Source organism: Dorea sp. AGR2135 (assembly GCF_000420885.1).
GTDB classification, from domain to species: domain Bacteria; phylum Bacillota; class Clostridia; order Lachnospirales; family Lachnospiraceae; genus Dorea; species Dorea formicigenerans.
In genome coordinates, this window is sequence record NZ_ATVU01000003.1 from 16252 (window position 1) to 31180 (window position 14929).

At 39.4% G+C, this 14929-nt stretch carries 16 protein-coding genes; 6 read left to right on the plus strand and 10 right to left on the minus strand.

Annotated features, from left to right (window positions below; translation table 11 throughout):
* Nucleotides 1-47: 47 nt before the first annotated feature.
* From holA to G593_RS0102695, 6 genes are all read right to left on the minus strand, one after another.
* Nucleotides 48-1034 (minus strand): DNA polymerase III subunit delta, encoded by a 987-nt coding sequence (gene holA, locus G593_RS0102670; protein ID WP_029730646.1) that lies wholly within the window; start codon nucleotides 1032-1034, stop codon nucleotides 48-50.
* Nucleotides 1018-2766, minus strand: coding sequence for a DNA internalization-related competence protein ComEC/Rec2 (locus tag G593_RS0102675; RefSeq protein WP_242827024.1), 1749 nt, complete (start codon nucleotides 2764-2766; stop codon nucleotides 1018-1020). The genes holA and G593_RS0102675 overlap by 17 nt, the downstream gene beginning before the upstream one ends.
* A 107-nt stretch (nucleotides 2767-2873) precedes the next feature.
* A complete protein-coding gene (locus G593_RS0102680; protein WP_029730648.1) occupies nucleotides 2874-3560 on the minus strand; it encodes a hypothetical protein in 687 nt (228 codons plus the stop codon).
* A gap of 61 nt (nucleotides 3561-3621) precedes the next feature.
* Nucleotides 3622-3945 carry a helix-turn-helix domain-containing protein gene (locus G593_RS0102685; RefSeq protein WP_009262568.1) on the minus strand — a complete coding sequence of 108 codons (324 nt, stop codon included), beginning with the start codon at nucleotides 3943-3945 and terminating at the stop codon, nucleotides 3622-3624.
* A gap of 233 nt (nucleotides 3946-4178) precedes the next feature.
* A complete protein-coding gene (locus G593_RS0102690; protein ID WP_029730649.1) occupies nucleotides 4179-4499 on the minus strand; it encodes a helix-turn-helix domain-containing protein in 321 nt (106 codons plus the stop codon).
* A gap of 126 nt (nucleotides 4500-4625) precedes the next feature.
* Nucleotides 4626-4838: a hypothetical protein gene (locus G593_RS0102695; RefSeq protein ID WP_029730650.1), complete on the minus strand. Its 213-nt coding sequence runs from the start codon at nucleotides 4836-4838 to the stop codon at nucleotides 4626-4628.
* A 219-nt stretch (nucleotides 4839-5057) separates the two neighbouring features.
* Here G593_RS0102695 and G593_RS0102700 point away from each other — a divergent pair, with 219 nt between their 5' ends.
* From G593_RS0102700 to G593_RS0102725, 6 genes are all read left to right on the plus strand, one after another.
* Nucleotides 5058-5447, plus strand: a complete 390-nt coding sequence (locus G593_RS0102700) for a helix-turn-helix domain-containing protein (RefSeq protein ID WP_029730651.1) — start codon at nucleotides 5058-5060, stop codon at nucleotides 5445-5447.
* 124 nt (nucleotides 5448-5571) lie between these two features.
* The gene (locus G593_RS0102705) at nucleotides 5572-7440 is read left to right on the plus strand and encodes a recombinase family protein (protein ID WP_029730652.1); all 1869 of its coding nucleotides are present in this window, start codon (nucleotides 5572-5574) and stop codon (nucleotides 7438-7440) included.
* The gene (locus tag G593_RS0102710) at nucleotides 7433-8218 is read left to right on the plus strand and encodes a hypothetical protein (RefSeq protein ID WP_029730653.1); all 786 of its coding nucleotides are present in this window, start codon (nucleotides 7433-7435) and stop codon (nucleotides 8216-8218) included. The genes G593_RS0102705 and G593_RS0102710 overlap by 8 nt, the downstream gene beginning before the upstream one ends.
* Complete coding sequence (locus G593_RS0102715; RefSeq protein ID WP_009262575.1) at nucleotides 8175-8576, plus strand: hypothetical protein; 402 nt, start codon at nucleotides 8175-8177, stop codon at nucleotides 8574-8576. The genes G593_RS0102710 and G593_RS0102715 overlap by 44 nt, the downstream gene beginning before the upstream one ends.
* Complete coding sequence (locus G593_RS0102720; protein ID WP_029730654.1) at nucleotides 8573-9526, plus strand: hypothetical protein; 954 nt, start codon at nucleotides 8573-8575, stop codon at nucleotides 9524-9526. The genes G593_RS0102715 and G593_RS0102720 overlap by 4 nt, the downstream gene beginning before the upstream one ends.
* Nucleotides 9527-9528: 2 nt before the next feature.
* The gene (locus G593_RS0102725) at nucleotides 9529-10452 is read left to right on the plus strand and encodes a DUF6551 family protein (RefSeq protein WP_029730655.1); all 924 of its coding nucleotides are present in this window, start codon (nucleotides 9529-9531) and stop codon (nucleotides 10450-10452) included.
* Nucleotides 10453-10461: 9 nt separating this feature from the next.
* Here the strand turns inward: G593_RS0102725 and G593_RS0102730 are convergent, their stop codons facing one another.
* From G593_RS0102730 to G593_RS0102745, 4 genes are all read right to left on the minus strand, one after another.
* Nucleotides 10462-11859 carry a recombinase family protein gene (locus tag G593_RS0102730; RefSeq protein ID WP_081646469.1) on the minus strand — a complete coding sequence of 466 codons (1398 nt, stop codon included), beginning with the start codon at nucleotides 11857-11859 and terminating at the stop codon, nucleotides 10462-10464.
* Complete coding sequence (locus G593_RS0102735) at nucleotides 11816-13312, minus strand: recombinase family protein (protein ID WP_029730657.1); 1497 nt, start codon at nucleotides 13310-13312, stop codon at nucleotides 11816-11818. Before G593_RS0102735 ends, G593_RS0102730 begins: the two co-directional genes overlap by 44 nt.
* A 149-nt stretch (nucleotides 13313-13461) precedes the next feature.
* Nucleotides 13462-14424 (minus strand): N-acetylmuramoyl-L-alanine amidase, encoded by a 963-nt coding sequence (locus tag G593_RS0102740; protein ID WP_029730658.1) that lies wholly within the window; start codon nucleotides 14422-14424, stop codon nucleotides 13462-13464.
* 30 nt (nucleotides 14425-14454) lie between these two features.
* Nucleotides 14455-14868: a phage holin family protein gene (locus G593_RS0102745; protein ID WP_009262581.1), complete on the minus strand. Its 414-nt coding sequence runs from the start codon at nucleotides 14866-14868 to the stop codon at nucleotides 14455-14457.
* Nucleotides 14869-14929: the final 61 nt, after the last annotated feature.

The window sequence follows — 14929 nt, forward strand, 5'->3', positions numbered from 1 at the left end:
ATACCTGCAGATTGTTTCGTGCGATGCACTCCCACAATGCTAATGCGCTACTTCTTTGGTGCACTATACTTTACAATGAACAACTCTACACTCATTGTATCACTGAGCCGTCCGGTCTTTACAGCTTCTTCTGTATCTGCCGCTTCTTCCATGATACCTTTTAGTTCTCTCATTGTAAAGCTTCTGCTCTGTTGCATGTATTTTCCTGCCACAAATGGATGAAGTCCCGCTTTTTTTGCGATGGTGCTTTTGTCTGCTCCCTGGTTCATCAGATCTTTCACCTGCAAAAGCAGACGGAATTGTCTCGCCAGCAAATATAAAATCCTCATCGGAGGTTCTTTTAACGCCAACAGATCATAATAATAATCCAAAGCTTTCCTTTGCTGCCTTGTTGCAACTGCTTCAATCATATCAAAAATCTTATTCGTGATCTGCGTCGTACAGATTGCATCAATATCCGCCACCGTAATCTCATTTCTTCCAAGCGTATAAGAAAACAGCTTTTCCATCTCCCGCTCCAGATTCTCCATGTCGGTTCCAGTTCGGGACAACATGTATTCTGCAGTGGATTGCTTAATCTGCCTGCCTTCACGCTTTATATTACCAGCAAGCCACAAAAGCAATGTCTTCTCATCCTGTCTTCCAAGCTCGACCACTCTTCCGGTATCCTTTACGGCCTTATACATCTTACTCCGCTTGTCAACTTCACTCTCCACAAATACAAAGCAGACCGTTTCCGGCATGCTCTTAATATAATCTGCAAACTTTGCATCTGCATTCTTAAATAAGCCAGAATCTTCCATCACAATGAGACGCTTTTCTGCAAAGAATGGCATTGTCTCTGCCAGATCTATAATCTCCGATACATTGATCCCCTTGCCTTCATAATGCGCATAGTTCACTGTATCACCTTCCGGAAGCACAGCTTTTGTCAATCTGTCACGGTACTGCTTTTTCAGATAAGCCTCTTCTCCATACAAAAGATATGCCTGCTTGATATTCCCTGTTTTCAAATCTTCATTCAGATTCTTCATAAGCTGTCGTTTCGCTCCCTTCCTTAAGAGTATACTGAATTTTCCCACCGAATTCAACCGTGATTTCAATTCCTCCACAATTTGCCGTAGCTAAGATCCGGCTGCCGGTTTTTTCTAATCTTTCAATAGTTTCTCTATGCGGATGCCCATATGAATTCTCTATCCCAGCCGATATGATTGTGTACTTTGGTCTGACTTTCTGAAGAAATATTTCAGAAGAGGAATTTCTGGAACCATGATGTGCCGCCTTCAATACCTCAAATGCTTTTTCAGGACAATATTTTTCTATAGATTCACAAAGTTTTTCTTCCCCTATACCTTCCACATCCCCGGTAAATAAGAAATCAAATTCCCGGTAACTGACAGATAAAACCATGGAAGCTCCATTACCAGTTTCTCCGGAATAATCACTCCCCGGACAAAGACAGAGGATTTTCATTCCCTGTTTTTCAATCTCCTGTCCTTGCTCCATAACCGCTACCTGCACTCCATTTTCTATTGCATATATTGCTAATTTCTTCAGGCTTTCGTCCCAGACACTTTCTTTTGGGAATACAAGTGTTTTAATCTTCACACCGATTTTCTGCCTCGATATCATTTCTTCAATCCCGTTCGTGTGGTCAATGTCACCATGGGAAATGAACACATAATCCAGTGTCCCGACTCCTTTCGATAACAGATATGGCTCGATTCTGTACTGCCCGACATTCTTCACATCACTGCTCCCTCCGTCAATCATACAGGTCATACCTCCGGGACTCTTTAAAAATATTCCATCACCTTGACCCACATCCAACACCGTCACTTGCATCTGCGACAAACTATCAAAACGGTGAAGCAGAACAAATAATCCCAAAGCACATAACATTCCTGTCAATATATTTCCACGTTTTCTTTGTTTTTCACATTCCTGTGCTTCATTGCGTTCCTGCCCTTTCGCATACTCTTTTTTCTGAGGATGTTTCTTTTTATAGTAGTATATAACACATATGACCACTACACAGCCGTAGTAGAACAATATCTGCCAGATCTTAATTCTTCCAATAACGACTCTTGCCCCAGGAAGTTCCAAAAAAAACTCACAGCATCTTTCATAAATCGTCAGAATAAAGCCACAGATTCCCAGCATACACTTTCCTGGAATCTTGAACATACCAGAGCACAACATACATATAAAACTTCCAGTAATTCCCAGGCTCAGCAAAATTGTCATGAGCGGAATTACAAGCAGATTTAAAAATGTTGCATAGAGTGGAAATTCATAAAAAAAATACAGAAAAACAGGTAAAAGAAATAATTGCATTTCTATGTTGCTTATTATCATGCTTTTTATTTGTATTATCCAAGCCTTATTTTCTCTGTTTTTCTGAATGTCTATCTCTGTTCTTGTTTTTGCTTTCTCCATCTGTCCGGCTGGCATTATAACCACCACTGCAAATACTGCAAAAAATGACAGCCAGAACGCCCCGTCGTAAATACTGAGCGGCCGCCAGATGAGTACTACTGCCGCTGCCACAGAAAGTGCCGTCACACTGTCATAATGTCTCCCCGCGATTTCTGCCCCTACCCGGAACAAATACATAATACCGGCACGGATCACAGATACTGTAACCCCAATCATCAATACATAAAGAAAGAAAAAGAATATGCCTCCGATTCCTCCTATCGTATAACTTCCTGTCAGTTTTCTAAGTAACTGATAAATTCCGATCCCGATTACCGACAGGTGCAAACCCGTTTAACCTCACTCTCGGTACACATTATAAAGAAACTCTTTTATATAGAAAGAATTTTACCCCCTTACCCCACTTTCAAAAGGGGGATAAGGGGGTAAACGCTTTATTCCATCTTTCCTTCTGGTGCATAGATAGCCATAATTTCTTCTTCATTTTCTTTGTGATCTACTCTAATCCAAAAATCTCTGATCCAAAATCCTACCCTATGGTTACCTATCGCATATAATTCATTTGTTGCGAAATCCACAATAAATACTTCAGGAAGTCGGCCATTCCCATCACTCCACTCCATTTCTTCTTTGTACATCTCACACACTTTGTCTAAACATTTTTGACATAGAAATTGCTTTGCCTTATCAAAGTCCAATCCACTACCATCGTCATAAGTAACACTTGCTTCGAATATCCCTCGTCCTGGCATACCAGAAATATGGAACATACACTCTCCATTACCATGTCCACTTGTCATAATCCCCATTGTACCGTTCTCCAGAACTTCTGTACCGTCATCAGAATAAGCTCTCGTATCCAAATTGCTAATATCCATTGTATTAAGGCACATCAATCCTATCATTCCACTTTTTCTGAAATATGGCATTAAACTATTTTCATTGTCACCACAAATGTAACAGTCTCCTTTTAATTCAGAATCAACCTGAATACTATAATCTTTTTCTTCTATGCTTTCAGAAAGAACTCTATCCTTAAAATCGGATTGGGTTGCTTTTTCTGTACATCCAGACAACACACACATTGATGCCAATAGTAACGGAATTACTAATTTTTTCATAAACTCCTACCTTTCAGGGCAAAAAAAGAACAGCCCATAGTGTTTTCACTTATGAACTGTCCTACTTTTTCTGTAAACTCCGCACGAAGGTAAGTAATATCTCCCTCTCTTTATCATCCAAATACTCCCAAGTTTCTACCAGTTCCAGTTGACCTGCTGATAAGTCAGGGCGGATTCCGTCTTTGGTAAAAAACTGTGCCAGCGTAATTCCAAATGCATCACATATCTTTTCTATAGTTGGAATCGTTGGGATACTTTCTTTTGAAACAATTTTCCCCAATGCTGTCTGTGACATTCCAGTCAATTGAGAGAGACGGTATCTTGAAATTTTATGCTTTTCACACAACTCAATAATCCTCAATGCAACATAGTCTTCTGTAAGCAAGTAATCTACACCTCTCCTCTGATACTAGATGTATTTATTTTATCCCGTTATCAGAGGTTTGATTAGAGCCGTAATAGTTTAGTATTTTACTAACTTATAGTTTAGTATTAGTACAAAAAAAATTATATGGATGGTTCATAAGTATATCGTTCTTCTTAATTCAATAATCGCTATCCTGTTTCGCTTTCGTATAAAAAAAGAAACAGTCCAATATTTTCTTAGAACTGTCCCTCTTATTTCCTCAGTCCACGAATCATTGTCATGAATACCTTCCGTTCCTCAACATCCAACGAATCCCATATCATAAGGATTTCTCTTTGAGTCTCTGTCAAATTTGGATGACTCTCCTCATTCGAAAAAAACTGCGCTAATGTAATGCCGAAGGCACTGCATAACTTTTCAAGAGTTGGTATGGTCGGAATACTCTCTTTTGATATTATGCTTCCAATTGCAGTTTGGGACATTCCGGTCAGTTGAGCAAGACGATACTTTGTCAATCCACGCTTTTCACATAAATCAACAAGACGATCAGCTATGTAGTCCTCTGCACACAAGTAAATACACCTCTCTTCCGATATACGTTACTTTCATTTTAAACGTAAATCGAAAGATTTATTAGAACCATACTTCTTTAGTATTTACTCAACTACACTTGACTATATAGGCAAAAAAATAAGATGCTATTGTGCATTCTCCAGTTCTATCAGACGATTATCCAGTCTGTTATACTCTCTTTGAGTTTCTTCAATTTTAGCATACATCTTTAAAATTGTCGAACCTTTTACAAAGACTCTTTTTTCGCAGTAGCGGTATAACTTCTCCTTTAACATTCTTAAATGTAATCCACATTTTTGAAGCTCTTTCAAAAGCATTTCTTCTTCATATTCTGACAATTATTCCACCTTCCTTTCGCTACGATAATACCATTTGAAGACAAATTCTGCAATAAAAATCCATCGACGAAATTCCCTTTATTCCGACATCTTCTCGTTATTTTTAACATGTGCTATACTCCTCTTTAGTGTAGTATGTACTTTTGTACAATTCACCTTTAAAAGCCGGGAGCAGATTTCCAAATAGAACTTGCTCAAACGGCGAAAGGAGGTGATAACATGCCTATAAACTATTCATTAATTGGTATCCGCATCAAAGAAACCCGAAATCAGCAAGGAATCTCTGCGGAAGAATTAGCTGAACTGGCAGATTTATCTTCTGTCTATATCAGCTACATTGAAAATGCCAAGCGGAAACCCAGTTTAGAATCTCTTATCAAAATCTGCAATGCACTGGGAATTACGTTGGATGAACTGCTCTATGGAAATCTGCTTTACAATCCTACAGAATATCAAACAGATATTGACTTACTTATGGCAGACTGTTCCAAAAACGAAAAACGCTTCATCTATCTGATTCTTTCCGCAGTAAAGGATATTCTTCGGAGCAATGATTGGTCTTTAATTGAAAAAATACTTCTAAAAGATAACAATTTAAAAGACCTATAATTGAACCACAAATCCATTTCACTTTATATAAACCATCCGTTATTTGATTAACTGGTGGTTTATGTCTTTTTTTCACAAAAAAATTATAATGAGAATAAATCGCAATACAAGGAATTGATGACCTATGAAAGAATATGAAGAAAGAACTGAAACAATCGAACAGCAGAAAGCTCTCATTCGTGAGCGATATAAAGGAATAAATCCAGATGAACTTGATGTCATTCCTGCTCTCCCCAAACCGGATATATTCAAAACATCTTCCATGTTAAGGGTAGCTGTTTATGCCAGAGTTTCCACAGACGATCCTCGGCAGACATCCTCATATGAACTTCAAAAAAATCATTATCAGGATGTAGTAGATCGTAATCCTAACTGGAATCTCGTAAAAATATATGCCGATGAAGGAATTTCCGGTACATCTTTGCAGCATAGAGAAGCCTTCAAACAGATGGTACAAGACTGCGAAGATGGAAAAATTGACCTTATCCTCACAAAAAGCGTATCTCGATTTGCCCGTAATGTGGTGGACTGTATCGGCTATGTACGGGAGCTTCTTTCTCTCCGCCCTCCAGTCGGTGTATTTTTTGAAACCGAACATTTAAATACCCTTGATCCCAAAAGCGAAATGATCCTTTCCTTCATGTCTACCCTTGCACAAGAGGAGAGTCATACAAAAAGTGAAATCATGAATGCCTCTATTGAGATGCGTTTTAGAAGAGGAATTTTCCTGACACCACCTTTGCTTGGATATGATCAAGACGAAAACGGAGAATTAAAAATTAATGAACACGAGGCAAAAATCGTAAAACTGATTTTTTATATGTATTTAAATGGAAATACCTGTCAGGAAATTGCTGACACACTTACGGAACTTGGCTGCAAAACAAAAAAGAATAATGAAGTATGGTCTTCCGGTTCTATTCTTCAAATTTTACAAAATGAAAGACATTGTGGCGATGTTCTTGCCCGTAAAACATGGACACCAAATTATCTGGATCATAAGTCACGGAAAAATAACCAAGACCGTAATCAATATAGAAAACGTGAACATCATGAGGCTATTATTTCAAGAGACGATTTCATTGCGGTTCAAAAACTAATCAGTAATGCTAAATATGGAAACAAAGCCTTGCTTCCTGAACTTCACGTAATCCCGGATGGAGCATTAAAAGGATTCATCACAGTTAATCCCCGTTGGGCCGGCTTCAAACCAGATGATTACCGTGCCGCTTCATCAAGTATATCCGATTCAGAAAGCACACCTTCAGATACAATCCCCATTACTGCACAACTTGGTTCTTTCGACTTAAGGGGATATGAAATCGCACATGGTCAGTTTTTTGAAACCACTGGAAAAATATCAGCAACTCTGTCTTATGAAAAATTAAATTTTAGTACGGAGGCTCTCAGAAAATTTGGAGAAATCAAAACCGTAGAATTGCTGATACATCCAAGTTCTTATCTTCTCGCTGTACGACCTTGCACACTTGAAGATAATCGAAATAAAGTCCAATGGGCGCGTCTGCGAAATGGCGTTCTGGTTCCTCGCTATATATATGGAGCAGCTTTCCTACCAACACTTTATGAATTGTTTGGTTGGAATCCCAACTGCAAATACCGTGTTCTCGGAGTAGCACATCAAAAGGGATCTGAAAATGTTCTGATTTTCAATATGAAAGAAACCGAAGTACGCATTCCGAATGAAGTACCTGCAACAACAGACAAAGATTCCCCTAATAAATCAGCAGAGGCTTCTTCCACGCCTAAAACTATCCTCGGCTATCCGGCAGAATGGATGAATAGCTTTGGAAACAATTATTATAGTCAAACCCACGCACGAGAACTGGTTGCTTTTACCAATAATAAGAATTGGCAGATCACCTCTGAAGGACAACCCTATAAGGAATCAGAACTGCATACCACGTCCAAAGCGGATCTTGCGAAAGGAATCGTGGAAATTATGGAAGAAATAAAGGAGAATCGTAATGACTGACACACCTGTAAACACATGGGAACTGGCACAAAATATTCCCGAAGATATGAGCAAACCTCAAAATCCCCTGCCAGTAACTATCACGCCGGGAAAAGATGGACAATCTGATCTCATTGAAGATATGGATTTCAGCTTTGATGGATATCAAGTTGTCCGTGGCGAATTTTTCGCCCATACATTTGAGCCTTCCTTTACATTTAACAATTACAAAGTATCTGTAAATATGGCCTGTATAAAAAAACTTCCTTCTGTAGAATATGTACAGATACTCGTAAATCCAGAAGAAAAAAAACTTGCTGTAAGGCCATGCCGTGAGGAAGAAAAAGACTCTTTCCGTTGGTGTTCAGCAGGAAAAAAGAAAAATCCAAAACAAATCACCTGCCGGATATTCTTTGCGAAAGTTATCTCTTTGATGAACTGGAATCCTAACTATCGTTACAAACTTTTAGGAAAACTCATCCGATCCGGCGATGAAGTATTATTCATTTTTGACCTGACAACCCCGGAAATATTCATGCGCACTTCCAAAGAAGGAGAAAAGCCAAGAGTATCCCGAACTGCAAGCTATCCTTCTGAGTGGCAGAATCAATTCGGAGTCCCTGTCGAAGAGCATCAAAATGCCCTGCAGATCAATATTTTTGATGGATATGCAGTATTTGATGTCCATGAAAAAAAGAAAACACAGTCTCCTATACCGGAGCAGATACCAGTCCCAAACGAAAGTGAGGTGCTAGATGATGAGTCGAGAAAATCTATATCAACCCATCCTGAGTATTGATTTAAAAAAGAGCCTTATTCGTGTTCATCGTAATACACTACGGCTTCTCGGTGATCCTGATTATATTCAGCTACTGATTAATCCCAATGCCAAAATGATAGCAATAAAGGCTGGCGATAAACGGGATTATCTCGCACATAAAGTTAGAAAATATCGTTTTGAAACAGGATACAGTTATGAATTATACTGTAAAGATTTATTACAAACCATGATGACTGTAGACTGCGGTTGGGAATATGGAAATATTTTCCGCTTATATGGGCAATTTAATTCCAAAGCAGGAGTTATACAGTTTTCCATGTTGGAAACGTCCCCTTCTATGCAACAGAATACTGAATGGAGTGAACAAACATTATGAGCAACTATAACAACTATACCCTTAAATTTGATCCAGAATTTACAAATCTCATTCAGCCTTTAGAAGATCGCGAACATAAATCACTGGAACGCAAAATAAGCTCCCACGCATACAGCGAGCCAATTTACACTTGGAATGGATTGATTGTGGATGGAGTTGAAGCATATCAAATCTGTCATAAACGTGGAGTCAAATTTCGTATCAAACGCATGTACTTTTTAAGCCGGGAGGATGCAATCTCATGGATCTGCACACAGCAACTTAAACGTGAAGACCTTACAGAAGCCAACCGTAAATATGTGATTGGAAAGAAATATGATGCCGTAAAAGCGATTACTGCCCGTATTTCATCTGAAAATTCCACCACCGGAAAAGGCGGTCATACATATCGTATAGAAAAGAAAATTCCTTGCAGACACATTTCCGCCACACAGATAGCATCTGAATGTAACACATCTCCTGCTTCCGTGTACAAATACAATGAATATAGTCGTGCATTGGATAATATTTGCGAGAAAACTCCCCAAATGGTAGAACGAATCCGTTCCGGTAAACTTCGCATTTCTCACGCCAATATTATTGAACTTTCCCGGCTGCCTCATTATGAACTCAAAAAATTATATGATTACATGATTGAAAAAGGCATTGAACATCTGAGCTATCCTGATATGAAACGTGAACTTCAATGGAGAAAAGTTGTCGCTTCAACCCAAAAGGAAAAAATCGCAGAGCCGAAACCCGTCATCAAGCAAATGCCAAAATTTGATCCCGATGCTGAGCTTTCCAGTCTTTCTCTCACAATTCCTTCTTGGTGCAGCTCCATCGAACGGGTAATGAATGTGACTGATTTCCAACGTTCTTCTAAAGAAGGAAAAAAACGTTTAAAAATACAACTGAGTAATCTAATGACTGTAATTGATAAAATTACAAAGATTTTGGAGGAAGCATGATTATGGAAGAAAATATTGAAGAATTACAAAGATATGTCCCAAACGTTCATTTTGAACAGATACCTATCAAAAACCTTGTTTCAGACCAGAATTATCAAAGAAACCTATCTTTGCGCCATGTTGAAAAAGCGGCTACAAACTTCGATTTGTATCAAATCAATCCTGTAAAGGTAAGCCGTAGGAATGGCATTAATTATGTGTTTAATGGACAGCATACTATTGAAATCGTGGCATTGGTATCTGGTTCCCGTGAAACTCCTGTCTGGTGTATGATCTATGATGATTTAAATTATACCCAGGAAGCAGATATCTTTGCTAACCAAATGAAATATGTAAAGCCTCTGCTGCCTTATGAAATCTTCATGGCCAACATCGAGGCTGGAAGTGAAAAAGAATTGATTATTAAAGACTTGGTGGAATCTTATCATTTATCCATCACATCCTCCTCTCATCCCGGAGGAATCTGTGCGGTGTCAACATTGGTAAACATATATGATAAATACGGTTTTCATACTCTTGACCGTGTACTCCGTTTATGTGTGGCTACTTGGGAAGGCGCACCTATGTCGTTCAGTTCCAATATGCTGAACGCAGTCGCACGGTTAGATAACGCTTTCGGAGATAAAATGAATGATACGACATTCAAAGAAAAGGTTGGTCGTGTCTCTGTCCGTGAAATTGGACGTCAAGCAAGAGAACGCCGTGGAGGATCTCTAGGATTTGCAGAAGCAATTCTGATTGCCTATAACAAAAAATCCAAACATCCGCTCCGCATGGATACCCTTTATGCGTACAAAGCCCCAAGAGGAAAGAAAACTGAAATCGAGACCTCGGAAGATGTTGATACCTTCGAAGATGATATGATTGATGGTCAGCTCGCAATTTTTACGGAAGAAACTGAAGGAAATATGGCTCTGTTGGAATAACCTCAGAGCCTATATCCTTACCTTAATCTCCGTGCCATCCAAAAATCGAATAAACAATATTTCTTTTCCCTGTACAATTACCCTTTCCAAAACCATCTGTCCAAGTTCTGGCAGCATCTTTGTAAGAGGTGGTTGCAACGTTAATTCTATCATTTGTTCTGCACGAAGTTTTTCTAACGGATTTCCTTCTTTCTTCTTTTTCTCCCATTTTGGAAGATATTGTTCTCTTTCCGCAACAATCTGGTTCCACGCTGTAACAAAACCCTTAAGCAGGTTTTCATGCGGGAGATTCTCACTGGCGCATCCTTTCACTCCATGATTTTTACTTCTGTTATTACATTGCCAAAACTCTACTCCCCTGCTTTTCCAACTTTTCTTTCCACAAACTGCACCACACTTTCCACAGACTACCCTGCAAGAAAATGGGTTGACCTCCGAGCCATATCCATAGAAAGTCAATCCCAATTCCTGCATATAGGAATCCCTTCTTTCCAATTCAAGTTGTGCCGCTTCCCATTGTTCTTTTGGAATGATTGCTTCGTGGCTCTCTTTTACATAAAACTGCTCCACTTCCCCATGATTCTTTTTTACTTTCTTGGTAAGGAAATCTGCTGTATAAGTTTTTTGCAAAAGGGCATCACCCATATATTTTTCATTTTTTAAAATAGCCCTTACAGATGCACTTCTCCATTCTTCCCTGCCTGTACCAGTCTTGATATGATCCTCCATAAGCATTTTCGCAATAGCAGCCGGATTATAGCCATTCAAAAACTCCCGATAAATTCGCTTCACTATTTTTGCCTGTTCCTGATTTACAATCAGCTTCCCATCCTCGCCTTTATCATATCCGAGAAATTTCGTACAGTCCACCTGCGGAATTCCCTTTTTAAACTTACTTCGTATGCCCCATTTGCAGTTCTCCGAAATATTTCTTGATTCGTCTTGAGCCAGCGAAGACAATATAGTAAACAATAATTCTCCTGATGCATCTAAAGTGTTGATATGCTCTTTTTCAAAAAATATTCCGATTCCAAGATTTTTTAACCTTCTGCTATATTCCAAACAATCCTGCGTGTTACGGGCAAATCTTGATATGGACTTTGTAATGACTAAGTCAATCTTCCCTTCTTCACAGTCACGAATCATACGTTTAAATTCCTCACGCTTTTTGGTATTTGTGCCTGAAATTCCCTCATCTGCATAAATGCCTGCCATCTGATATAATGGATTATCCTGAATATATTTTGTGTAATACTCGACTTGATTTTCAAAACTATTCAACTGTTCTTCCTGATCTGTAGAAACCCTGCAATATGCCGCCACCCGAAGGTTTCTCGTTTTCTGCTGCGTTCTGCCACCCACTCTATAAGGCTGACTCGCTGGTATAACTGTAATGCTTCTCGCCATTTTTATCTTCCTTTCCCATGATATATATTTTTCCATCAGGCAGATTCCATCCCTTTATAATTTCATCTGGAATACGGACTCCCGGACATTTTGCCTGCCCCTTTCTTTTATAGCTCGAACATATCCATCTTACTGTTCCATGTGAAATATACCGTCCAAGCCTGCTTCCGCATCTTGCACAATACAATCGTCTATAGTACGGATAATTTTCCTCATTTAATTCTGGATATAAATCTTTGTGATTGAATTTTTTCTTTTTATGCTTATTCTTCCATGTCCTCTCACCTACATGCTTTAAATGTACCTCTCCATACTTATCTACGGTTTCTGAAAAATATCTGTTTCCTTCAATCTTCATCTTCCGTAAATCATTATCCAAAACGTGAATGCCTGTACAGAATTTTTTTGTCCCTCTCTTCTGTCCGGAGCAATCCCAAGAAAGCCGATGCCCATGACTGTACACCCGTGGCTTCAAAGGCCATCCACATTTTGCACAAAAAATATGATTCATGTAAGGATAATTTTCTTCCGTGAATTCCTGAATCACAGAGTGTTCGGCTCTTTCTGCCCTCATATCTTCCAGCTTCCGCTGTGCTTTTTCCCATGTTTTTTCCGATACAATCGGCGGATGATTGTCTTTTGCATAGTACATGGCTTTTTCGCCACGATTCTGCACTTGGTGTCTTTTCTCATCTATAAAAGTTTTCTGCATAAGAACATCACCCTTGTAAATTTCATTTTCCACAATGCGGAAAACGGTACTCGCTGTCCACTCTGCCCCCTGAACGGTCTGAATATTTCTCGCATTCAATACTCTTGCAATGTTCGTACAGTTCACGCCCTGAATCACCAAATCGTAAATTTCCCTGATAACGGACGCTTCTGGTTCTTTTGCCCGATATTCTCCATTTTCATCTTTTTCATATCCATAAGATCTTTCCAAATAAGCTACGACTTCGCCATTCTCAATGCGGTGTAAATAAGCCATCTTGGAACTCTCACTTGCAGATTCACTTTCTGCTTGTGCAAATGCTGCCAATATGGTAAGCAGCAATTCTCCCGCTTCCGTAAGTGTATTGATGTTTTGTAGTTCAAAAAAAATACCGACATTTCGTTCCTTCAGCTCTCTGGAAGCCTTCAGAACGATTGCGGTATTTCTGGCAAACCGTGATACGGATTTCGTAATAATCAAATCAATCTTTCCATTTTTCGCATCCTGCATCATTTTCTGAAACTGAGGGCGGCTTTCCTTAAAACCGGAAATTCCAAAATCTGCATAAACACCTGCGAACTCATAAGCTGGATTGGACTGAATCATCTCTGTATAATGAGACACTTGATTTTCCAATGAATTTTCTTGCTCAGATGCTTCCGTGGATACTCTCGCATATGCACAGACTTTTAAACGTTTTTTCTCTTTTCCCATATCAGCTTTTCTAACTTCAATTTGCATACTGGTCTCCTCCCTTCTTTTTTTGGTAGTCTATATATCACTCTAACCCCCAAGAATAGCAAGTCTTTTTTCCGATACCGTTTGTTTTCTATGATGGGAAATAACGTAAAAAAATTCTGCCGGACAGCATTTTACCGCCCGGCAGAATTTTATAATCTTTTTACATAGTCAAGTGAAATCCAGCCTGCACCGGATTTCAGTTTTCCCCATCCTTTATTGGAGCCTGTACCAGCTCGTTCTTCAGTAATAGTAAAAACTCCTTTTCCCGTAAATTTCCCAGTTTTTCCATAATTTGTCCCCGGACCTTTACGGATATTTAAATCCGTTGCGGTAACTTCCACTAAATATGACAAAAAGTCCTCTTTGGGATAAACTTGTTTTCCTGACTCATCAAATACAGCATATCCTTTATTCGCATCCGCACACTTCTTTGCATTTTTCAGTTCACGAAATGCTCCTTTTTGTGAAGCGGCATCTCCCCAAGACTTACGAACACGATACATTTCCTTTGTTTCATCTGGTTTTACAGTTCCTCCCTGCATCTTTTCCTTTACATCTTTACGGAAAGTATTCATGGTATATCCCATTCCAAGCCCATTCCATAAATGTTCTGGATCTCCATGATTTGACGCAATACCTCTGGCATGCCCTTCCCTGTGGCTGATAATTACGCCATCCGCAGTTGGATTGAGACCATAAAGTTTACAAAGATATGCAAACAGCTCCACCGCCGATTCATACGTTTTCTTCACAGAAGCTCTTGCTACCGAAAGATTCGAGCAGGTAAAACTAGATCCTCCTGTATAACGGATACTGGCAGGCTCACACATCTCTACACCGATATGGGTATTATTCCCACTTCCTTTTGGACCAGATGCGCAATGCCATCCCCTATAATTCCACGGAAGCGTCTGATATACCGTACCATCATTTCCGTCAATAAAGCCGTGTACACAGGCTGTTCCATAAGATGGCGTATTCCAATTTTTAATAAACACCGATGCATTCGGCTGCGGACATCCCACGGAATGTAGCATTAATCCTTTTACTGTAATCTTTCTTCCTGCTGTATAGCATGGATTTTTAGTCATGATACTCTGTACTAACTTCATAGATTCCTCCATTTCCCGAAAGATCACCGTCTACTCGCGGCGATCTTCGTCATCCTCTTTCAACTGTTCCAATACGTTCTTCAGCTTCTGTGGTACCGGAAGGCCGATTCTTGTCGCATTTTCCAAAATGGAAATTCCTTCATTAGATAAATAGAAGAAAATTACTGCTGTACGGACAACGCTTCCATCACAAATAATCTGTGTGTCCACGATATGTCCGACTGCTACCAAACAAAAAATCACGACTTTTTTCACGATTCCGTGAAAACCAACCTCACTGGAAACTTCTTTATTGATGACTGCTGCCATAAGTCCCGTGATGTAATCCACTACCACAAAGACAATCAGGGCATACAAAAATCCATCAAAGCCTCCAAGAACTGCTCCGATTGCTCCTCCCATTGCTGCAAAAACACATTGCATGGTTGTTACGAATTGTTTCATAGTCTTTCCCTCTCTTTCTCCCTTTCGGGTATTAAAAAAACAGCCTGTCGGCTGTCATTTC

What these genes read in the sequence shown, in the direction of transcription:
- holA (WP_029730646.1), bottom strand. Translation starts at nt 1,034, where the DNA reads ATGAAGAATCTGAATGAAGATTTGAAAACAGGGAATATCAAGCAGGCA.
- G593_RS0102680 (WP_029730648.1), bottom strand. Translation starts at nt 3,560, where the DNA reads ATGAAAAAATTAGTAATTCCGTTACTATTGGCATCAATGTGTGTGTTG.
- G593_RS0102700 (WP_029730651.1), top strand. Translation starts at nt 5,058, where the DNA reads ATGCCTATAAACTATTCATTAATTGGTATCCGCATCAAAGAAACCCGA.
- G593_RS0102705 (WP_029730652.1), top strand. Translation starts at nt 5,572, where the DNA reads ATGAAAGAATATGAAGAAAGAACTGAAACAATCGAACAGCAGAAAGCT.
- G593_RS0102710 (WP_029730653.1), top strand. Translation starts at nt 7,433, where the DNA reads ATGACTGACACACCTGTAAACACATGGGAACTGGCACAAAATATTCCC.
- G593_RS0102715 (WP_009262575.1), top strand. Translation starts at nt 8,175, where the DNA reads ATGATGAGTCGAGAAAATCTATATCAACCCATCCTGAGTATTGATTTA.
- G593_RS0102720 (WP_029730654.1), top strand. Translation starts at nt 8,573, where the DNA reads ATGAGCAACTATAACAACTATACCCTTAAATTTGATCCAGAATTTACA.
- G593_RS0102725 (WP_029730655.1), top strand. Translation starts at nt 9,529, where the DNA reads ATGGAAGAAAATATTGAAGAATTACAAAGATATGTCCCAAACGTTCAT.
- G593_RS0102730 (WP_081646469.1), bottom strand. Translation starts at nt 11,859, where the DNA reads ATGGCGAGAAGCATTACAGTTATACCAGCGAGTCAGCCTTATAGAGTG.
- G593_RS0102735 (WP_029730657.1), bottom strand. Translation starts at nt 13,312, where the DNA reads ATGCAAATTGAAGTTAGAAAAGCTGATATGGGAAAAGAGAAAAAACGT.
- G593_RS0102740 (WP_029730658.1), bottom strand. Translation starts at nt 14,424, where the DNA reads ATGAAGTTAGTACAGAGTATCATGACTAAAAATCCATGCTATACAGCA.
- G593_RS0102745 (WP_009262581.1), bottom strand. Translation starts at nt 14,868, where the DNA reads ATGAAACAATTCGTAACAACCATGCAATGTGTTTTTGCAGCAATGGGA.